Raw genomic sequence first — 21,575 nt, 5'->3', positions numbered from 1 at the left:
TCTCAAAAAGAAGCGAAATCAATCAATAATTTTAACACAAACTCAAATAATGAATAAGGCTTGCAATATATCTATAATATGACACATACATTCATCTATTTACCTTATTTAATAGATAGACATCTGTGTTTTCTTCGGTATGATAAAAAAACATTTACTAGATATTAAGCGTCTTTAGGAAAGATCATGCACGAGGAATCAGGCCCATCGTGGGGAATGCGTGGCTTACGCAAATGGTTAGGAACAGCGCCAGAAACCCGAGATGAACTGCTAAAATTAGTACAAGATTCACGTCGTTTTTTAGAACCCGATACTGTTGCAATGTTAGAAGGCGTATTAGACCTTCCAGCAACAAAAATCCGTGAAGTCATGACTCCGCGCACAGCGATGGTCAGTTTACAAGAAGATGATCAACTTCTTGATATTTTAGATATTCTTATTGAATCTGCACATTCACGTTTCCCTGTTTTCTCTTCTGATCAGCCTGAAAACGTCGTGGGTATTTTACTTGCTAAAGATCTTTTACCCTTTTTAACTGATCGTTCATCTGTTGTAGATGTGCATGCGTTAATGCGTCAGCCATTATTTGTCCCAGAAAGTGCCCGTTCCGACCAAGTTTTGAGAATGTTAAAAAACACTCAAACCCATATTGCTATTGTGATTGATGAATATGGTTCAACAGCAGGGCTGGTTACTTTAGAAGATATTCTGGAAGAGATTGTTGGTGAAATTGAAGATGAGCATGATAATGTTGACGAAGAAGCACAATTTATCATTCCAGATACAACTCATACCACAGCCAATACATGGATTGTGCAAGCACTTACACCAATCGAACATTTTAACAATGTTTTAGATGCTGAATTTCCTGACGATGAAGTAGAGACTATGGGCGGATTGCTGCTTCAAGAAATTGGTCTAGTGAGTGATCTTCAAGGCCAAGTGGTTGAGCTTGAGGATTGGGAATTTACAATTATTGAAGCAGATGCACGCACTATTCATCTGATTCGAGCTGTACATAAATGAGAGCATACTTTGACAAGCTGTTAAATTCATCACAACAACAAAAACAGCTGCCCTTCATTTTCCCATTATTGATTTCGTTAATGTCAGGCGCAGTGTTCAGTTTAGCACTGGCGCCTTATTATTGGTGGTGGTTGGCAATTTTATCGCCTGCCCTGCTATATGCTTGCTTAAAAGGCCGTACACCGCGCCAAGCATTTGCGATTGGCTTAAGCTATGGCTTTGGTCTATGGTTTGTTGGCGCATTCTGGCTCTATACATCGATTCATGTGTATGGAGATACCAATGCAGTATTGAGTGTCTTGATGATCGCCATCATGGCCATTGTCATGGGGCTTTTTACCGCAATTCAGACTTGGGTATATCGCAGATTCTTTCCTGAAACGCCATTAACTTTCGCTCCTTTGTGGGTTATTTTTGAATGGTCGAAGACTTGGGTCTTTACAGGTTTTCCTTGGTTATTTGCAGGTTACGCATTCACTGAACGACTCTTAGATGGCTATGCTCCGCTGTTTGGTGTATTTGCAGTATCTTTTGTTGTGATTATGCTTGCCTGTGCATTGGTTGAAATTTTAAATAGAAAAGTCTTTTGGATCTTTCCTGCAATCATTTTAATCCTTGGCGCATGGGGCGCATCGTTTATCACTTTCGTACAACCGAAAGCAGAAAAGCCGCTCTCCGTTTCTTTGATTCAAGGCAATATTCCGCAAGATTTAAAATGGTTAACTGAATATCAGGTTAAAACCTTAGAAATTTACGTTAATTTAAGCCGTACTGAATGGGGGCGTGATCTGATTGTTTGGCCAGAATCATCGATTCCACTGTTCCAAACAGATATTCAACAATTCTTGGATATGATGGATCAACAAGCCAAAAGTTCAGGCACAGCATGGGTAACGGGTATTCCTTATTGGGACTTAAAAGAATCACAGAAAAATGGCTATCCAATGTACTACAACAGTATGATGGCTTCTGGCGCAGATTCTTCAGGCTTATATAAAAAACAACGTCTGGTGCCTTTTGGTGAATATATTCCACTTTCAGGATTGTTGGCTTGGGTATTACCTGCACTACAAAATGATCCATCCATGAGTGGATTTTCCCAAGGTGCATCCAATCAAAAACCTTTTAATATTAAAGGACATGATTTGGCTGCAGCCATTTGTTATGAAGTGGCCTATCCGAATCTCACTCGACGTAATGCGATTAATAGTGACTTTTTAGTGACTGTTTCTAATGATGCGTGGTTCACTGGTACAGCAGGTCCATTACAACATCTTCAAATGGTACAAATGCGTGCTAAGGAAAATGGACGTTGGTTTATTCGTGCCACCAATACAGGTGTTACAGCTTTTATTGACCACAATGGGCATATTGTAAAACAAGCCCCTGTAGATCAAAAAGCTGTGCTTCGTGGTGATTTACCTGCCATGCAAGGTGAAACTTGGTACACCCGCTTTAGTGATTATCCTATTTTATTGCTCTCCCTATTGTTATTAATTTTAGGCTGGATCTATCGACCTAAAGCAGTCGACATTAGCTTTAAATCTAGACGTTAATGTTTGAATCCCTCATCTCTGGTTTAAGGAGATGAGGTCAGCTTCAACAAAGCGCTTGATTCAATGATTAAAGCAACTTTGTTCCCAATGGTACATTTGCATCAGGCACACACAACGTCACATGCCCATCTTGATTATGAAAACCCGTCACTAAACACTCTGATTGAATCGGCCCAATTTGTTTTTTTGGAAAGTTCACAACAGCAACCACAAGCTTCCCAATTAAATCTTCAGGTTGATACAGGTTGGTAATTTGCGCACTCGATTTCTTTACACCGAGTGCTTCGCCAAAATCAACATGCAAAATATAAGCAGGCTTACGCGCTTTCTCAAACACTTCTGCTTGAATAATTTTTCCTACCCGTAACTCTACTTTAAGAAAATCATTCCATTCTATTTGTTGCATTGCTGAGTCCTCGTATTTTTATCAGTTCATCTCAAGAGATAAAATCATTTTAGATAAATTTAAAGCGATCAACCTTATACAAAACAGACAAATGATCCTGTTAAAAAGACAATCATGTTCAATCCAGACTCAATCCAAGCCCTATAAAAACGAAATTGAAAATATTTTCGGCGCATTTTTTATTATATTTTTTTCAAGTTTATGCTAAATTATTTTCGCTGATCATAAAGCCGTAAACGTTTACGTCAATCAACGTGCCAACATATCTCCAACAAGGCTTGGGGCTATTTTTAATCAAAATTTTAATATTTTGGTGCGGCACTGGCATTTGTTGGTTTACGGAGTAAAAAATGCAAAATTCTAAATCGTCTTATTTTAATTTTAAAAAGATTCCACATCGCTATGCAGCGATTGTTTTACCTTTGTTACTGTCTATTATCATGACATTTATTGTTTCATGTATCAGTACATTCAGAAGCATGGGTTTTGAGAATTTTTCGCTATACACATGGCTTTCAGCTTGGGGGATTTCTTGGCTGATTGCCTTTCCAGTGTTACTGTTTATCTTACCTATTGTGCGCAAAATCACCATGAGCCTTGTTCAGCCAACTTAGTTGCAAACCTGAATCATTAAATCATCGTGCAAAAAAAACCGAGGATTACACCCTCGGTTTTCCATGATATTTCAACTAAAGTTGAGTCACCAAATAAGACATCATTGCAGCTAAAAATAACATTGGCACATAACGATATGAACGTACTAAATATTGTTCTAATAATGATGAGAATTCAGTTTTTAACTGAAATACTGTCAAATTTAAGGCATTATAAAAACTAATAATGGATAATGCACTAAATACGCTAATCGCCATAAAACCAATCATGATCTGGCTATTGGCATCGGCAACTTGCCAAATATTGAGAAAAAACTGGCTAATCGGTAATAGGCTCAAAATTAAAAGAACAGATTTGAGCATAGTCCAATGAAATTGGCTGATTTCATCTGGTAATAATAATGCTTTCATCTCATCCTCCTAAGCAATTCAGATTGCCCTGAGAACTATTATGCAAGCTTTTAATTAAATAAAAAGTCTATTTTTATACACAATTTAACTTTCTTGTAACTATTAAATATGGGAATAATTCTTATTATAACTCTCAAACATCATTATTTTAAATAGCTGTTATATTTCAATAAATTAAATATACCTTAGCAAACAAGAAAGATTATCACTTCACTCAAGATTTATTAACTCGATTAAATGAAGTGATTAATCCCATAAATATTAACTTAAATAATCTTCAATTAAGGTTGGTAATAAATATCTGCATCATTTCCTTCACCACCTTGTTTACCATCGGCACCAAAAGAATATAAATCAAATTTACGACCTTCAGAACCAGGGATCACATATTGAATATCATTTTCCCAACTGTCTTTTGGATAACCACCTTTAACATAACCACCAGGTAACCAGTTTTTAGCCGTTGCAGGTTGATTTACAAGCGCGTCTAAACCACCATCTTGGCTTGTCGGATAACGCCCATTGTCCAGTTTATACTGGTCTAAAGCACCCGCTACACCTTTTAATGCAATTTTAGTGGTGTCAACTTTGGCTTTTTCACCACGTCCCATCACATTGGGTACGATCAATGCTGCAAGTACACCTAAAATAACAATCACAACCATCACTTCAATTAAGGTAAAACCTGACTGACGAGTCCTATTCATCTTTCGTTGCATCTGCTTACTCTCTATATATTCTTTATAAAAATAATTGGCTTAAATCATATTGTTCATATTGACGATTGGCAACATGACTGCAATCACAATAACCAAAACAATACCAGCCATAAACACCAACATTAAGGGTTCCAGTAAAGCCAATAATGTTGAAATAAATGAGGATACTTCTCGATCCTGCATATCTGATGCACGGCTTAACATTCGATCTAACTCACCCGAAGCTTCACCGCTTTTAATCATTTGTACCATCATCGGTGGGAAATAACCACAACGCTCCAATTGTGTTGCAAGATTTCCACCTTCTGTGACTTTCTCTGCTGCAATATTAACAGCATCTCGTATCACCCAATTGCTACTCACCGCTGCACCAATTTTCAAAGCATCCACCAATGGCACGCCTGATTGGGTAAGAATAGATAAAGTACTGGCAAAACGCGCTGCATTTATACCACGAGATAATTTACCAAATAATGGCAATCTGAGTGTTAAACGATCAAAAGCATAGTGTCCCGCAGAAGTTCGTAGGAATCGAATCAATAAAAAGATCCCAATCACACTAAACACCAACATAAAGGGCCAAGCCTGCCGAATAATCTCACTGGCTTTCATTAACGCTACAGTGATCCACGGTAAGGCTTGCTTACTTTGGTCAAAGGTTTTAACGATGTCTGGAACAACATACGTCATTAACCCCATCACAATCGCAAAAGACATAAACATCAAAATGATTGGATAGATCATCGCACCTTGAATTTTCTTTTGCATGGCAAAGCGGTTTTCGGTGTAATCAGATAATTGATCTAAAATTAAATCTAAATGCCCTGAACGTTCACCCGCAGCAACGGTCGCAATATACAAATCTGGAAAGCGTCCTGTTTGTTGCATCGCTTGAGCCAAAGAGTGCCCTTCAAGCACTTTTGAACGTGCCGAAAGTAAAAGATTTTGTACATGCACTTTTTCACTTTGTTTGGCAACTGCTCGTAATGCTTCCTCTAAAGGAATCGCAGCAGCGACCAAAACAGAAAGTTGACGTGTCATTAAGGCCAGATCATAAGCCGAGAATTTACGTTGAAAAAATCCTGAACTTTTATTTTTATCTTTTTGTTCAACAGCATCCACCGTGACAGGAATCAATTCCTTGTCCCGTAGTTGTTGTCGAATCTGGCGTGCGGAATCTCCTTCTAACACGCCTTTTTGCTGCTTTCCTGAAGCATCAATTGCAGTAAATTGATATGCTGGCATTATTATGCTCTAGTTTTCCAAAATTTTTTGATTACGCTGTTGCGTCATACCCTATAAATCATTCATATTCATGTTTATAGATGACTGTTACACTCTAACACAAGCCGAATCTGGACATGAAACAATTTCATCACAGCCTCACTAAATTAATGAGTCACTAAATTAAAAATGTCGAATACCCTTGCTACGCCACAGACGATTTATCGTATTCAAGTTGCTGTTCCAGTCTATTTGAATGACTGCTTTGATTACCAAGTCACCGCTGAACAATATGCGCAAGCTGAAGTCGGTGCGCGTGTTGCAGTGTCTTTTGGCAGACAAAATCTGATTGGTGTTATTGTTAAGAAAGTACCGATTGATGAACCTGTGGATTCTCATTTTAAACTCAAAGCCATTACTGAACTGTTAGATGAACAGGCCATTCTAGACAGTAAAGTTTTAAGTTTATTGACATGGTCATCACAATATTATCAATTTCCTATCGGCGAAGTGATTCAAACGGCGTTACCTACCTTATTACGCCAAGGTAAACCTTATAATTTATTGGCACGTATCTGGAAACTTTTAGACTTACATGCCGAAGACAAAGTTAAGCGTTCAGAAAAACAACAAGAAGCCTATAAAATTTTAAAGCTACACCCGAAAGGAACACAGGAAAATATTCTTAATTTAAGTGGTGTTGAAACAGCCACACTCAAAGTCCTTGAGAAAAAAGACATTGTTCGTTGTGATTTGGAACCACAAAATGTCACGCCAGAACCTGTGCAATTGGCACAGATGCCACTCACGCCAAATGACGATCAGAAGAAAGCCATTCAAGCGATTTTAAAAGCGCAGAAAAAATATCAAGCATTTCTACTGGATGGTTTAACTGGGAGTGGTAAAACCGAAGTTTATTTGCAAGTGATGCATGAAGTACTTAAACAAGGCAAACAAGTCTTGGTTTTAGTGCCTGAAATTGGCTTAACCCCACAAACCATCAGCCGTTTCCAATCACGTTTTCATTGCAATATCGCCTTACTGCACTCAGGCTTAAATGATACTAAACGTTTACAAGCATGGCAGCATGCGCAAACGGGCAAAGCCTCTATTATTTTAGGCACACGTTCTGCAATTTATACGCCTTTGCCACATTTGGGTTTGATTATTTTAGATGAAGAGCATGATCTTTCTTTTAAGCAACAAGAAGGCTTTCGCTATCATGCTCGCGATGTGGCCATGTATCGTGCACATTTAGAAAATTGCCCGATTATTTTAGGTTCGGCCACGCCAAGCATCGACAGTTATTATCTTGCTCGCCAAGAAAAGCTGACACGGATTGAGTTAAATCAACGTGCTGGTGCCGCAATCATGCCGAAAATGCATTTGATTGATTTAAAAGTGGCAAAAAAACAGCATGGCTTAAGTGATGTTTTGATTGCTGAAATCAAAAAACGTTTAGAGAAAAAAGAACAAGTCCTTATTTTTTTAAATCGACGTGGTTATGCTCCTGTGCTTATCTGTGAAAGCTGTGGTTGGCAGGCCAATTGCCCCAATTGCGATGCTCACTTTACCCTGCATTTAAAGCCTTATCAGCATTTACATTGTCATCATTGTGGCACGATTAATCGTATGCCTGATGCTTGCCCTCAATGCAATCAACAACAATTAAAGCCAATTGGCATGGGAACTGCCAAAGTTGAAGAAACTTTGAATGAGCTGTTCCCTCACTTCCCCGTCTTGCGCGTAGATCGTGACTCAACCAGTCGGGTTGGCAGTTGGCAAAAGATTTATGATCAAATCCAGAAAAGCGAACCGACCATTTTACTTGGCACTCAAATGCTGGCAAAAGGACATCACTTTCCTTATGTCACCTTAGTGGCAATTTTGGATATCGATGCAGGTTTGTTGAGTGTAGATTTCCGCGCCACAGAACGTACTGCGCAATTGATTATTCAAGTTGCTGGCCGTGCGGGTCGTGGTGAAATGAAGGGTGAAGTCTATTTACAAACCCTAAGACCTGATCATCCGTTATTAAACACCTTGATTCATAATGACTATCGGACCTTTGCCAAACAAACCTTAAAAGATCGCCAAGCCGCACTGCTTCCACCCTTTCGTTATACAGCTTTGATCCGCTGTGATTCAAAGCATCAGGAAGAAAATTTAAAGTTTCTGACTGAAATGACGCAGCTCCTTAGACAAACTGCTGAAGAGAATTTAATTGATATTTGGGGACCGATTCCAGCTCCGATGGAGCGTAAAGCAGGTCGTTACCAAGCCCATGTGGTTTTGCTTTCTCAAGATCGGGCAAAAATGCATTTTTATATTCGTCAATGGTGGCAACAGCTGTTACATAGCAAACCCTCTACGATGAAAGTCACCATAGATGTTGATCCGCAAGAGTTGAGTTAAAGTCTTAATTTAGCTTATTGCTATACAAATCGAGAGAATGAACCGAGTCTCACTTAAACCGCTTCTGCATTTTGCATCGTTTAGCTATGCACAATGTAGCTACTACATGGCGATAAGCATGTCATCGTTAAGTGAGCCTATAGAACCACCCCCTTACCTCGCTAATCACTTTTAAATTTTTATTGGGTAAAAAGACAATTTCTTAATAAATATCTCCAAGTCAATCACAAAATCACGCTACAATTTCTAAAGAAAGAAAAAAACTTAAGGCAAGTGAATGTCACTGTTACTCCAAATCACCATCTTCCTTGGTGCAGCATTAATCCTGGTTCCTCTAGGGAAAAAACTTGGTATCGCCACCGTACTGGGTTACTTATTTACAGGAATACTTCTGGGTCCAAGCGCGTTTAACATCGCCAATGATCCAGAGGAAATCATGCACCTTGCAGAATTTGGGGTGATTTTACTGATGTTCCTGATTGGTTTAGAACTTCGACCACAGCGTTTATGGGAAATGCGCCAATCCATTTTTGTGATGGGAAGTTTACAGGTGGGGGTTACTGGTTTGGTGCTGATGGGAACCATCTATTTAATCTTTCAACAATCACTCCCCGCAAGTTTTGTGATTGGTTTTGCCTTAGCACTTTCTTCAACCGCCTTTGTTTTACAGCTTTTGGAAGAAAAACAACAACTCAATACCACCCATGGTCAGCAATCCTTTTCGATTTTACTGTTTCAGGATATTGCTGCGATTCCATTACTTGCCATCATCCCACTCTTAGCAGGCAGTGAATCGAATCATCATGGCGTTGCTTACTTTGCTGCGATTATCGCCACGTTCACGGGTTTATTTCTATTTAGTCGTTATGTGATGCGACCATTTTTCCGCTTTGTGGCAAAAAGTGGTGCAACAGAACTGATCACAGCCGTTGGCCTATTTATCGTGCTGGGTGTGGTGTTGTTGATGGATACACTCGGGATCAGCACAACCTTAGGCGCTTTTTTAACAGGTGTGCTTCTGGCTGACTCTGAATTCCGTCATGAGCTTGAAGCCAGTATTGCGCCCTTTAAAGGTTTATTGCTTGGTTTATTCTTTATGACGGTGGGAATGACCACACAAATCTCGTTAATTGCAGATATGCCATTACTGATTATTGGTGGCGCAGTCAGTTTAATCCTAATCAAAATGATCGTGATGGCAGCCATTGCACGTTATAAAAAAATGAGTTGGACCAACAGTTTGATGGTCGCAACCTGTTTAGCCCAAGGGGGTGAATTTGCCTTTGTGGTATTAAACGTGGCAAAAAGCGAAAAAGTCCTAGCTGAAGCAATCATGGAGCCCATCACCTTAATTGTGACCTTATCCATGGTACTGACCCCAATCTTCTTCTGGTTGGTAAGTACGCAGGTATTGCCATTAATCAATAAAGACAGTGCGCCGAAATACGATGAGATTCCCAACGAACACCCTGCTCTTATTGTTGCTGGTTTTGGCCGTGTAGGACAAATTGTTGCTCGTTTGGCACGTATCCGTCATTTTACTTTTACCGCCATTGATAATAATTTACAAAAAATTGATTTTGTTCGACGCTATGGTGGTACTTTGTATTATGGCGATGTGACTCAACCCGATTTACTCCGTGCAGCCGGAATTGAGCAGGCCAAGGTTTTTGTATTGGCAATTGATAATGTTGAAGATTCAATGAATGTTGCGCGACATATTTTGCTCAATTATCCAAACCTTACCTTATTGGTTCGAGCACGAGATCGTTATCACATGCATCTCCTACGTGATGTCGGAGTTAAACATATTTGGCGTGAAACCTATTTGACTTCATTGGGGATGGGTTATCGAGCATTGTGTGAACTGGGCATGAGCAAACAAGAGGCTTATGATAGTGTTGAGCTATTTAGAAACTACGATGAAGAACTGTTAACACGTCAACAGCGTATTTATACTGATGAGCAAAAGCTTTTTGAAAGCTATCGGGACTTTATTTCGGAGCTTGAGCACCTGTTTGAAAGCGATGCGCAAGTTGAAAACCACAATCCTGAGCAATACAAAGATGTTCCAGATTTGGATGAATCAGGCTTAGAACGGCCCACAGCAAAAGCTCAAACCACACATGCCAAGCATGATCGTATTAATATTATGCGTGATGACGAAAATTAACTTTAAGATGCAGCGTTTTTCAGGTGAAATAAACTTGTGATTTATAATATCGCCACCATCTAAACAGGGATTTGGAGAATTTTATGTCTGATTTACGTCAACGTTTTTATATTGAAGATAGCCCTGTACGTGGTGAAATTGTACATTTAGATACAGCACTACAAACGATTCTATCGCAGCGTAATTATGCACCTGCTGTGCGCATTTTATTGGGTGAAATGTTGAGTGCAACAGCATTACTTGCAAGCACATTAAAAATTAAAGGACGTATTAGCTTACAAATTCAAGCACAAGGTACATTCAAATGGGCGATGGCTGAATGCAACCATTTAGGTGATGTACGTGCACTTGCAGACTATGAAGAAGATCCGCATTTTATGTTGAGTGAAGACAGCAGTACTGTGCTCAGCACGTTGCAACAACCTGTGTTATTTATCAATATTGAACCTGAGTTTGGTGAACGTTATCAAGGGATTGTGCCACTTGATCAACCAACGCTTGCGGCTTGTTTAATGCAGTATTATGACCTTTCTGCACAAATTCCAACACGTATTGTCTTGGCAAGCACGCATCACAATGCAGGCGGTTTACTGATTCAGTTATTACCTCGTAATAATGAAGAAGAACAGCAACGTGTAGATGAAGACTTATGGCCACGTTTGATTATGTTGACACAGACCTTAAAGCCTGAAGAGTTGACGGATTTAACCGCACAAGAAATTCTTTATCGTTTATACAATGAAGAAGAAGTTCGTCTGCCAGATGTTGAACAGCTTCAATTCAACTGCACCTGTTCACGCGATAAATGCAAAAATGCATTGATCCAGATTGGTCTAGATGCAGTCAAAGAAACCCTAGAAATTCAAAATCCAATTGAAATGGATTGCCAATTTTGCAATAAAAAATATCAGTTCACTGCAAAAGAAGCTTTGAATCTGTTTGGTGAGCATTTGAGTTAATCTATTGAGATCTGAATGGTTTAAATTTGCAGAAATTTAACTATCGATTTTTACCAAGAAAAGAGCAAATTCAGTTTGCTCTTTTTTTTCAATTAAAATTCAAAGCATAATCAACAAGTTTTATAAATTAAAGGGTTGAATAGCTCTTTGGAATTGTCATTTACTTAACCAAAGCACCAACCCGAACACACAAAGCCCATAGAACATGAAACACCACCTTTATCAGCATAAGCGGGCTTTTGTTCTAGATAAGTTTTGAAACAATAACCACACTAAGTTGCTCTTCCATCTGTAGCCAAAAAGGCATAAAACTAGAATAAAGTTAAACAAAATAATGACCTTAAGTATGGCAAAAAATTATTATGAAGATTTGGGTGTTTCTAGAAATGCGACACCAGACGAAATTAAGAAAGCTTATCGAAAACTCGCACGTAAATATCATCCTGACGTGAGTAAAGAAACTGATGCTGAAGCAAAAATGCAGACCATCAATGTCGCCTACGACACCTTAAGCAATGAAGAAAAGAAAAAACAATACGATTTTGAACTGGATAACCCCTATGCCAATACAGGTGGGTTTGGAGGGCAATCTACAGGTCAAAGTGGTTTTGATGGTAGCCAATTCCATCGCTCATACAATAGCAGTGGTGGACAAGATTTTAGTGGTTTTGAAGATCTATTTGGACGTTTCGGTGGCGGTTTTGGCGGTGGACATCAACAAGATTTTGGGCAACGCGGCTCTCAGCAACAACGCAGCTATAAAGGTGAAGACCAACATGCCAGTATTGAAATTCCTGTAAGCATTGGTTATGAAGGGGCAACTCAGAGTATCACCTTACAAATCCCAACCTATAATGCCTATGGTGAACCCGAGGTACAACGGAAAACCCTCCAAGTTAAAATCCCCAAAGGCATGAAAGAAGGTCAGCAAATTCGCCTTGCAAAACAAGGGCAAGCTGGAATTAACGGTGGTGAAAATGGCGATCTTTATATTGAGATCCAATACCAAGACACTGACCGTATCCGTGTTGAAGGTGCTGATGTCTATTACACAGTTGATGTTACACCTTGGGAAGCAGCACTTGGTCAAAGTATTGAAATTGATACCCCAGCAGGTAAAGTAAAAGTTACTGTGCCACAAAATGCCAAACCCAATCAGCAACTCCGTTTAAAAGACAAAGGGATACCGCATAAAACCCCAGGTCATCTTTATTTGGTGATCAATATTGTTTATCCCAAAGCAACCACCGAAACACAGCAAAAAGCCTATCAACAATTTGCTGATGCTTTTACTGACTTTAATCCTCGTTCATAATTTTATAGATACCAACATAGCCTTGCTAAAGGAGAGCAATCATGACAACTATTCAATATCGTGAAATTGTCTATGACGGTTTCCATGATGCAGAAATCGTGGATGAAAACCTAAATCTAGATCTCAAGCACTTTGCTGAGGCATGCGGTCAAAGTCCGGATTGGATTTTGCAATTGCTTGAATATGAAATTTTACCCGCACGTCCTGAAGACCGTATTCATCAATTTTTTGGAGAAGATATCTCACGCGCACGTCGTGCCTATCGTTTACAACGTGACTTTGAAGCCAGTTTATCTGCCGTTGCAATGATGATGGATTTACTTGATGAAGTTCAACAATTGCGTAAACAAGTCAAACATCTTCACCTTCATACTCATTAATTCATTTCAAAATGTTAATGCCTAGTGACAGGTTAATATTTAACCTGTCATGATGGAGAACTTGTCTCTCCGTTTTTGTTTTTTCGTTTAGAATTTTCTGACAAAGAGGTTAATGAGCTCTGATGAATTCGAAAGTAATGAATAAAAAGTTGAAACACATGTTCCCAGAACACCGCGATCTCATGTGTAGTTTAAAACAAGAAGATCCGCATTTTGCTAAACTTTTGATTGATCACGATGAACTTGATCGTGAAATCAGTCACCTTGAGCTTGATCCACTCAATCATATTCATGAAAATATTGAGCAGCTCAAGCGGAAAAAATTAAGATTAAAAGATCAACTCTACTTAATTTTACAAAAGACAGCTCAGATAAATCCTCAACTAGAATAATGCTTAATTATTTCAGTTTTGTGATTTTTTCGACTTCTTTCATGGTTTGTTTGATCGGTTCATAATCTAAAAACCAGAGTAAATTGACGTGCTGATTTTTATGTTGTTGTGCCAACATATCAATCACACTTCGTTCACCACGCCCGACCAAATGACGGCGGTAAAAATAGACTAACAACCCAATCGTACAGCCCAACATCACACCCAGCATCACCCAGAAACCTATCGGACTGCGTAAACCTGGAATGAATTCAAAATTCATTCCATACACCCCTGTTAATAAGGTCAATGGCGCAAACACCGCAGTAATAATCGCAAGAATTCGCATATTCTCATTGGTTTGATTGGCGATTGCAGAAAAATGTAAATCAATCGCAGTTTGAATTGCGGTACTTAAACGTACTGTATATTTTTGAATACGCTCAACATGGCTAACCAGATCATCCACGCGAACCAGCATAATGTCCTGCTTCTCAGTGCGTTTTTTACCTTTTAAATGGGCATAATTTTCAACAATTTCATCTCGAAGTTCCTGCAAGGAATCTATTTGTTCTTCGCACAAATTTTCAATTTGCTGAAAAACCAGATTTTCCTGAAACAGTTGATGCCACTTGGTAAAACGGCGATTGCCTTGCAATAGTTCTTGTTGCCAAAATTCAACCCGACGAGATAAAGGGTTACGTAAATCCAAATAGCCATCAATCATACTATTCAGCAAGCGCAGTGCTAAATCTAAAGGCGTAGTCGGTAATTTACGAGGTTTATTCTGTTCTTCTAAACTCTTATTCATGATATTGAAAATACGTGCAAGATAACTTTCAAAGGCATGGTTGCCCTTTTCATGAATGGTGATTAAAGCTTGTGAAGTAATAATAAAACTGACTGGCGAGGACGCCAAGCCAAAAACATGATCATGCTGTTCAAGTGCATCTTCACCACTATCGATCTGATCATCTGGGGTAATTAATTTACGAAAAATCAATAAATCATAATCTTCCATTGCATCAAATGCGCATGGATGTTCGATATTTAAAATATCTCGAATATGGTATTCATTGAGGTGAATTTCGGTCGCATTATAGATTTCTTTTTGCCATAGTTCAGCACGATTGACCACATCTTCACGGGTACAATCCACCCAGACAAATTGTTGCTCTGCATTAAAAACAGGCTCTTTTTGTATACAGGTATAAGGTTCATCTGTGTGTTGAAAAAAATAAAAGCTTTGCATATTCACGATATTTTTGGTCTTTCTTGTTATGCATCATGCCATAAAAAAAGCCCTGAGCAAGCCAAAGTTGTAACTTTGGCAAAGCACAAGGCAGTCTTTTCTGTATTAAATTTTAATCAAACCCTAAAGGATTTAAACCTTGCAAATATTATGCTTGGTCTACATCTTTCATGGTTAATTTAATACGACCACGGTTGTCTACGTCAGCAACTTGAACTTTAACGTCTTGACCTTCAGCCAAGATATCAGTCACGTTTGCAACGCGTTCGTTTGAAATTTGCGAGATGTGAAGTAAACCATCTGTACCTGGCATAATATTTACAAACGCACCAAATTCAACGATACGAATTACGCGACCAGCATAGATTTTACCTGGTTCAACTTCAGCAGTAAGCGCTTGGATTTTTGCAATCGCAGCTTGAGCAGCCGCTTTGGTTTCACCAAATACACGTACAGTACCGTTATCTTCGATATCAATCGCTGCTTTTGTTTCTTCTGTGATTTGACGGATTGTCGCACCACCTTTACCAATCACATCACGGATCTTATCAGGATTGATGTTGATCACTTGGAATGTTGGCGCATGCATAGAAATTTCAGGACGTGCACGTGAAATCACTTGGTTCATTGCATTCAGAATATGCATACGACCGGCATAGGCTTGATTCAACGCAACTTCCATAATTTCTTCTGTGATACCTTCGATTTTGATATCCATTTGAAGCGCAGTAATACCGTTTGCAGAACCAGCAACTTTAAAGTCCATATCACCTAAGTGATCTTCATCACCTAAGATGTCAGAAAGAACAGCAAAACGCTCGCCTTCTTTTACTAGACCCATTGCGATACCCGCAACTGGCGCTTTAAGAGGAACACCTGCATCCATAAGTGATAATGAAGCACCACATACAGAAGCCATTGAAGATGAACCATTTGATTCAGTAATGTCAGATACAATACGAATCACATACGGGAAGCGATCAGCTGGTGGAAGAACAGCTTGTACACCACGACGTGCTAAACGACCATGACCAATTTCACGACGCTTAGGACCAGATTCACGACCTGTTTCACCTACAGAATATGCAGGGAAGTTGTAATGCAACATGAAGTTGTCAGTTTTTGTACCAGACAAGGTATCAACCATCAACGCATCACGAGTATTACCCAAAGTCGTTGTAACCAACGCCTGAGTCTCACCACGTGTAAATAATGATGAACCATGAGCACGATCTAACACACCCACTTGTACGTCTAATCCACGAACAGTTTTAGTATCACGACCATCGATACGTGGTTTTCCTGAAAGGATGTTGTCACGTACAGTACGGTATTTAAGATCTTCAAATAATTCGTTTAAGTCATCTGCAATACCAGCTTCGTCATTTTCAGGAACGAATTGAGCAGTTGCTTCAGCTTGAAGTGCATCTAAAGCAGCATAACGGTCATGCTTAACAGCAATGGTATACGCTTCAGAGATTTTAGCTTCAAATGCGTCTTTTAATTTTGTACGAAGATCTTCGTTTTTAACTGGAGCAGTCCAAGTTGATTCTGTTGCACCAGCGGCAGCAGCAAACTCTTTAATCGCTTGGATCGCAATTTGCATTTCGTCATGACCGAAAAGCACAGCGCCTAACATTTGGTCTTCTGAAAGTTCTTTTGCTTCAGATTCAACCATCAATACTGCAGATTCTGTACCTGCAACGACAAGGTCAAGGTCAGATTGAGCAAGTTGTTCTAAATTTGGGTTAAGAACATATTCGCCATTGATCAAACCAACACGTGCACCACCGATTGGACCACGGAAAGGTGTACCAGCAATTGCAAGTGCAGCAGACGTACCTAACATTGCAGCAATGTCAGCGTCCATAGTTTTGTCTGAAGACACAACTGTTGCAGTAACTTGGATCTCGTTGTAATACCCTTCTGGGAACAACGGACGAATTGGACGGTCAATTAAACGAGAAATTAAAGTTTCTGCTTCTGAAGCACGGCCTTCACGCTTACCATAACCACCTGGGATACGACCCGCAGCATATTGTTTTTCTTGATAGTTAACTGTAAGTGGGAAGAAGTCTTGACCCGCTTTAGCAGTAGGTTGTGCAACAACAGCAACCAGTACTGTTACGCCACCCATTGTAATAAGAACCGTGTTTGCTTGACGAGCAACACGACCTGTTTCTAGTACAACTTGATGTTGACCATATTGAAATTCTTTACGAATAACATTAAACATTGACATGTATTTTTGTTTCCTAATTTTATTCTAGTGGAGACCCCTAAGGTTTGGCATTCACATCAACAGCATAAATGACAAAGCTTAGAAGCCGACCTCACTAGACAATAAATCTTTAGTTAGACTAATTTTAAACACGAAGAAGGAGCGAATATTCGCCCCTTCCCTTTTATCCAGTAAATACTGGATAGACTTTAGTTTTCATCAGTACAGCATTCAGCATGCAATAATCCGAAAATAAAAGTTTAAATCGAATTAACGACGTAAACCTAAAGCAGCAATCAAATCGCTGTAACGAGTAGCATCTTTACCTTTAAGATAGTCAAGAAGCTTACGACGTTGGTTAACCATACGGATCAAACCACGACGGCTATGATGGTCGTGTTTGTGTTCTTTAAAGTGACCTTGCAAATCATTGATTTGAGCAGTCAATAAAGCAACTTGTACTTCAGGTGAACCAGTGTCATTTTCAGCACGAGCGAATTTTGCAACGATCTCTGCGCGATCTGCGTTTGTTAAAGCCATTCGATTTCTCCGAGATGCTTAATTTAAATATTTGATACAAATCAAATTGATTCTTCAAAATCAATTTAACTGCCGTGCATCACTACAGCAGTCGCCTATTTTAAAGGAAGTGGGGTGAGATTGCAAAAATATCGTACAACCATATCCCATAAGGCTTAATTACAAAACTATTGCATTTTTTTTACAAATCGCATGGCAATTGGGACACTGACATCATGCTCAACTCAGTTCACACTGCCGTGGAATAAAAATAATCATGGAAAAAGATTGTGAAATTGTTTTCAACCAATACCTGCTATGTACCCAAGGACTTAAGCAGTATCACGCAGCGCAAAAATGAAGTTTCTCCAGAACTGGGAGGGATGACCCAACAACAAATTGAAAAGATTTGGCAAAGTATTGAAAACCTGTATCAAACAGGCAACCATCCCCTGATCACCATGTGCTTAAGACGCAAAGGTGAGATTATTCTCAATCGTAGTCTGGGTTATGCGTCAGGTAATTCTGCCGATGGTCTGGCTTCAGATGCGGTACTTGCCAATCCAGACACCCCGATTTGTCTATTTTCAGCATCAAAAATAATTACAGCAATGTTGATTCACATGTTAGATGAAACAGGTGCAATCAATCTATTAGATCCGATCAGTTATTACATTCCTGAATATGCACAAAATGGCAAGCGCCGTGCCACAATTTTCCATTTATTGTCCCACCGTGGTGGAATTCCACGGATAGAAATGGAAGTCACCCCAGAACTGCTTTTTGACAAAGATCAAATTTTACAACACCTTTACGCTGCACAACCCATTTCACCTGCTGGTACGCATTTGGCTTATCACGCTGTTACTGCAGGCTATATTTTAGGTGAATTGATTGAACGGGTAACAGGGCAAGATATTCGTCAGTTTTTACATGAACATATTGAAAAACCGATGGATATGCAGTTTTTTAACTATGGCTTAAAACCAGAATATAGAGATCAAGTTGCTTTAAATTATCCGACTGGTGTACACCCTAAACTCGGTACAGACTTATATTTAAACCATGTGCTCGGTGGTGGCTTACAGCTTGCTGTCGATGTGACCAATGATCCACGTTTTATGGATACGGTATGCCCTGCGGGCAATATTTACACCAGTGCTGAACAAGCCAATCGCTTCTTTGAGATGTTATTGAATGGCGGTCAATATAATGGCAAGCAAATCATGAGTCCTGAAACGGTATTTCGTGCAACTTTGCCTACATCAACCACCAACATCGACCGAACCTTGCTTGCACCAATGCGCTATGCCTTAGGGCCTATGCTCGGCAGTAACCCAGTGGGTATATTTGGGCCAATGACGGGGCAAGCTTTTGGTCATTTAGGCTTTTCCAACATTCTCTGCTGGGCTGATCCAGAGCGTGATATTAGCGTCAGTATTTTAAATACAGGCAAAGCTGTGGTTGGAACACATATTCCTGCTCTGGCGCAAACGCTGTATCAAATTTCTAGCCAGTGTCCTAAGATCCCTAAAACACAACGTCGAGCATTATTTGGCACAGATCGAACAGAAACCGAATTGGTTTAAATTGTCGGTTTAAACAGCGGTTTTGGTTTAAACGCAACAGATAAAATATGAAAAAGCCCTAAGATTACTCTTAGGGCTTTTCCTTTGCGCTGTAGTTTCTTGTTTAGTTATTGTGCTTATCTTATTTATAGTATTTGCTTGTACCCTAAGCAGTTTTTGTTTTTGTACATGACACTTATTTCACAACCATGTGACTAATTATGTCCTTATGTGACTTATTATGCCTGTGACAGACATTGAACAGAAGTCGCATTTACCGCAAGATTATGTGAGAAATAACGTACATAGAGGCAATGGTTGTAGCGTTTAAAAAAACCTACTAAATTTAAATAATTTGATTCTCTTTGAAGTAAAAAATTCAGAATTTAATTTCAATAAAAAAGCCCTGTAGTCTCTCCCAAAACTACAAGGCTTAGCGGCTGTAAGTTTCCTCTTATCACTTACTTTCATGTAAGTTCGCAGTCTCACGACTTTAAATTGTTATTATTTTGCGATTTTACTCAACGATCCTTGCTGAGTTCTTTATGGCTTCATCATCTCAAAAAGTAACAAGAAGCTCTATGCGCAAATCTCTCGAATTCATGTAAGCAATTTCGTACATAGAGATAAATTATCAATAAAAACTACAAAATAACTATGCCGTGTTAATCATGCTAACCAATCCACTCATTCTGGTTGTGGCAGTGTCTAAAGCGTGGATAAATGCTTGTCGATCAACCAGTAAACTCACCACTGATTTGGCCCGTGTGATGGCGGTATAAATCAACTCTTGGCTCAACAAGCGGGTTGCTGCAACATCCAAAACCACGGCGGTATGGGTGAATTCTGAGCCCTGAGATTTATGAATGGTTAAAACAAAAGCGGTTTGCATCGATTTAGGCAAACGCGTTGCAGCAATCCATTTGTCTAAACTGGGGAAATAGACTTCAAATTGATCAGCATGCTGGCGATGTTTTAGACAAATTCCGATATCTCCATTGGAAAGACCAAGTTGATAATCGTTATAGCTCATCATCACAGGACGCCCAACATACCAATCACCATAACGAGCCAATGTTGGAAGATATTCAAATAATGCTTTTTCCATTTCATGGTTTAAGCTATTCAATCCCAATGCACCATGCCGAACAGCCGTTAAAATACGATAGAGGTCAAATGCTTGTGTCACCGCTTCAATCTGATGATGAGGCTCTTCGGCCATCAGATAGCTGTTTAAACTTTGAAAATAAGCTTGAAAACCTAAACTGAGTTTTTGGTAATACTGGATTAGATCTGCTGGCAAAATCTTTTCAGGCAGATATTCAAGCTGAATCACATCTTGCATATTTGCTTTGAGTTCAACGGGTTTAAGCGCACTCGCCTCAACAATCTCTTGCTCAAAATTCGCCAATAATTCTGCACGGTCTATACTTTGATTTTTCTGTGATTGAATAAACTGTGCCATTTTTCCAATTAAGGCACCATCTTTAAAGCGTTGACTGGTCTGTAGATTGACCCGATTGTGCTGTAATGATTGTACATTCTGTAAATCTGCCAACACCGAACCGACATCCACAGAAGCCAACTGATTAGCATCGCCCAAAAGAATTAAACGGCAATGTTCAGGAATCGCCTCAAATAACATCGTGGCTAAATTTAAATCTAGCATCGATGCTTCATCAACCACGATCACATCATAAGGCAATGGCTGTCGCAGATTAAAACGAGGAATATGCTGATTTCCCAAGCCCAATAACCGATGTAAGGTCATGGGATTAAATTGATGTTGGTTCAGTCCAAAACTGTGTAGTTTTGGATCACTCAATGATTTTTGTAGTGCTTCCCCCATTCTCTGTGCGGCTTTGCCTGTGGGCGCAGCCATTGCAATACGAATATCTGGAATGGTTTGCTGCAATACTGCAATGATTCTGGCCAAGGTATAAGTTTTACCTGTACCTGGTCCGCCGGTAATAATATTAAAAGCATTGCCTGCCACCATAGTTAAGGCAGCTTTTTGATGTGGATCGGTGAGAAGCTGATCAAATGCAACAACATCAACAGGTTGAATCTTCTGCTGTTTTAACCGTGCCACTTGTATCGCTAAACGGCGCTCAAGTTGCCAATAACGGTATAGATAAATCAAGCCATGCTGTTGAACAAATGGTGCAACCACTGTTTCAGCTAAATCATGTTCTACAATATCAGGTTCTTCAATATCATGCGTTACAATCAATGGCTTTAATAAGGCGGTGTTTTGCGCCCCTGCGGAGATACAGCTATCCCCTTGTGTGGTTGCCAATAAAATTTCTTGTACTAATTCAAGTGTCTGTTCATCTAATCCTGAAGCTGTGGAATACTGCGCTAAAATGTATTTACTCCAAGTCTCAATCCATTGCGGGACTTGGCTTTCTAAATCCTGTTTATTTTCCACACGGTTATCCTCAGA

General features: G+C 39.4%; 18 protein-coding genes. 10 read left to right on the top strand and 8 right to left on the bottom strand.

Annotated elements, in window-relative coordinates; translation table 11 throughout:
* Positions 1-186: 186 nt before the first annotated feature.
* Positions 187-1,026, top strand: a complete 840-nt coding sequence (locus ACQ7EO_RS01770) for an HlyC/CorC family transporter (RefSeq protein ID WP_004816763.1) — start codon at positions 187-189, stop codon at positions 1,024-1,026.
* A complete protein-coding gene (gene lnt / locus ACQ7EO_RS01765; RefSeq protein ID WP_434278765.1) occupies positions 1,023-2,582 on the top strand; it encodes an apolipoprotein N-acyltransferase in 1,560 nt (519 codons plus the stop codon). Before ACQ7EO_RS01770 ends, lnt begins: the two co-directional genes overlap by 4 nt.
* Positions 2,583-2,649: 67 nt before the next feature.
* Here lnt and ACQ7EO_RS01760 read toward each other — a convergent pair whose 3' ends face one another.
* On the bottom strand, positions 2,650-2,988 hold the full coding sequence (locus tag ACQ7EO_RS01760) for a tRNA-binding protein (protein ID WP_004725556.1): 339 nt from the start codon (positions 2,986-2,988) through the stop codon (positions 2,650-2,652).
* 350 nt (positions 2,989-3,338) lie between these two features.
* Here ACQ7EO_RS01760 and ACQ7EO_RS01755 point away from each other — a divergent pair, with 350 nt between their 5' ends.
* Positions 3,339-3,602, top strand: coding sequence for a DUF2798 domain-containing protein (locus ACQ7EO_RS01755; protein ID WP_034617824.1), 264 nt, complete (start codon positions 3,339-3,341; stop codon positions 3,600-3,602).
* Positions 3,603-3,677: 75 nt separating this feature from the next.
* Here ACQ7EO_RS01755 and ACQ7EO_RS01750 read toward each other — a convergent pair whose 3' ends face one another.
* The 3 genes from ACQ7EO_RS01750 to gspF form a co-directional block, all read right to left on the bottom strand.
* Positions 3,678-4,013 (bottom strand): hypothetical protein, encoded by a 336-nt coding sequence (locus ACQ7EO_RS01750; protein WP_004725552.1) that lies wholly within the window; start codon positions 4,011-4,013, stop codon positions 3,678-3,680.
* Between the two features lie 281 nt (positions 4,014-4,294).
* Positions 4,295-4,732: a type II secretion system major pseudopilin GspG gene (gene gspG, locus ACQ7EO_RS01745; RefSeq protein WP_004816754.1), complete on the bottom strand. Its 438-nt coding sequence runs from the start codon at positions 4,730-4,732 to the stop codon at positions 4,295-4,297.
* A gap of 39 nt (positions 4,733-4,771) precedes the next feature.
* Complete coding sequence (gspF, locus tag ACQ7EO_RS01740; RefSeq protein ID WP_096735249.1) at positions 4,772-5,977, bottom strand: type II secretion system inner membrane protein GspF; 1,206 nt, start codon at positions 5,975-5,977, stop codon at positions 4,772-4,774.
* Between the two features lie 168 nt (positions 5,978-6,145).
* Between gspF and ACQ7EO_RS01735 the strand changes: the two genes are divergently transcribed.
* From ACQ7EO_RS01735 to ACQ7EO_RS01710, 6 genes are all read left to right on the top strand, one after another.
* Positions 6,146-8,371: a primosomal protein N' gene (locus tag ACQ7EO_RS01735; protein ID WP_034617817.1), complete on the top strand. Its 2,226-nt coding sequence runs from the start codon at positions 6,146-6,148 to the stop codon at positions 8,369-8,371.
* A 277-nt stretch (positions 8,372-8,648) separates the two neighbouring features.
* Positions 8,649-10,544 (top strand): monovalent cation:proton antiporter-2 (CPA2) family protein, encoded by a 1,896-nt coding sequence (locus tag ACQ7EO_RS01730; RefSeq protein WP_434278764.1) that lies wholly within the window; start codon positions 8,649-8,651, stop codon positions 10,542-10,544.
* A gap of 83 nt (positions 10,545-10,627) precedes the next feature.
* Positions 10,628-11,503: an Hsp33 family molecular chaperone HslO gene (locus ACQ7EO_RS01725; RefSeq protein ID WP_004725526.1), complete on the top strand. Its 876-nt coding sequence runs from the start codon at positions 10,628-10,630 to the stop codon at positions 11,501-11,503.
* A gap of 346 nt (positions 11,504-11,849) precedes the next feature.
* Positions 11,850-12,818 (top strand): DnaJ C-terminal domain-containing protein, encoded by a 969-nt coding sequence (locus ACQ7EO_RS01720; RefSeq protein WP_314339742.1) that lies wholly within the window; start codon positions 11,850-11,852, stop codon positions 12,816-12,818.
* A 41-nt stretch (positions 12,819-12,859) separates the two neighbouring features.
* The gene (locus ACQ7EO_RS01715) at positions 12,860-13,198 is read left to right on the top strand and encodes a chaperone modulator CbpM (protein WP_004725521.1); all 339 of its coding nucleotides are present in this window, start codon (positions 12,860-12,862) and stop codon (positions 13,196-13,198) included.
* Between the two features lie 122 nt (positions 13,199-13,320).
* Positions 13,321-13,590, top strand: a complete 270-nt coding sequence (locus ACQ7EO_RS01710; RefSeq protein ID WP_004725519.1) for a YdcH family protein — start codon at positions 13,321-13,323, stop codon at positions 13,588-13,590.
* A gap of 7 nt (positions 13,591-13,597) precedes the next feature.
* On the opposite strand, the gene ACQ7EO_RS01705 is transcribed toward ACQ7EO_RS01710, so the two are convergent.
* The 3 genes from ACQ7EO_RS01705 to rpsO form a co-directional block, all read right to left on the bottom strand.
* Entirely contained in the window at positions 13,598-14,821 is a 1,224-nt protein-coding gene (locus ACQ7EO_RS01705; RefSeq protein ID WP_419263499.1) for a magnesium transporter CorA family protein, read from the bottom strand.
* A 148-nt stretch (positions 14,822-14,969) separates the two neighbouring features.
* Positions 14,970-17,057: a polyribonucleotide nucleotidyltransferase gene (gene pnp / locus ACQ7EO_RS01700; RefSeq protein WP_171066962.1), complete on the bottom strand. Its 2,088-nt coding sequence runs from the start codon at positions 17,055-17,057 to the stop codon at positions 14,970-14,972.
* A 255-nt stretch (positions 17,058-17,312) separates the two neighbouring features.
* Positions 17,313-17,582 carry a 30S ribosomal protein S15 gene (gene rpsO / locus ACQ7EO_RS01695; RefSeq protein ID WP_004725514.1) on the bottom strand — a complete coding sequence of 90 codons (270 nt, stop codon included), beginning with the start codon at positions 17,580-17,582 and terminating at the stop codon, positions 17,313-17,315.
* A gap of 269 nt (positions 17,583-17,851) precedes the next feature.
* Here rpsO and ACQ7EO_RS01690 point away from each other — a divergent pair, with 269 nt between their 5' ends.
* On the top strand, positions 17,852-19,150 hold the full coding sequence (locus ACQ7EO_RS01690; RefSeq protein WP_004725512.1) for a serine hydrolase domain-containing protein: 1,299 nt from the start codon (positions 17,852-17,854) through the stop codon (positions 19,148-19,150).
* A gap of 634 nt (positions 19,151-19,784) precedes the next feature.
* Here the strand turns inward: ACQ7EO_RS01690 and recD are convergent.
* Positions 19,785-21,560, bottom strand: coding sequence for an exodeoxyribonuclease V subunit alpha (recD, locus tag ACQ7EO_RS01685; RefSeq protein ID WP_434278763.1), 1,776 nt, complete (start codon positions 21,558-21,560; stop codon positions 19,785-19,787).
* Positions 21,561-21,575: the final 15 nt, after the last annotated feature.

This window comes from Acinetobacter sp. CE-15, assembly GCF_051059255.1.
GTDB classification, from domain to species: Bacteria; Pseudomonadota; Gammaproteobacteria; order Pseudomonadales; family Moraxellaceae; genus Acinetobacter; species Acinetobacter guillouiae.
This window is presented reverse-complemented; position numbering and strand designations above follow the sequence as displayed.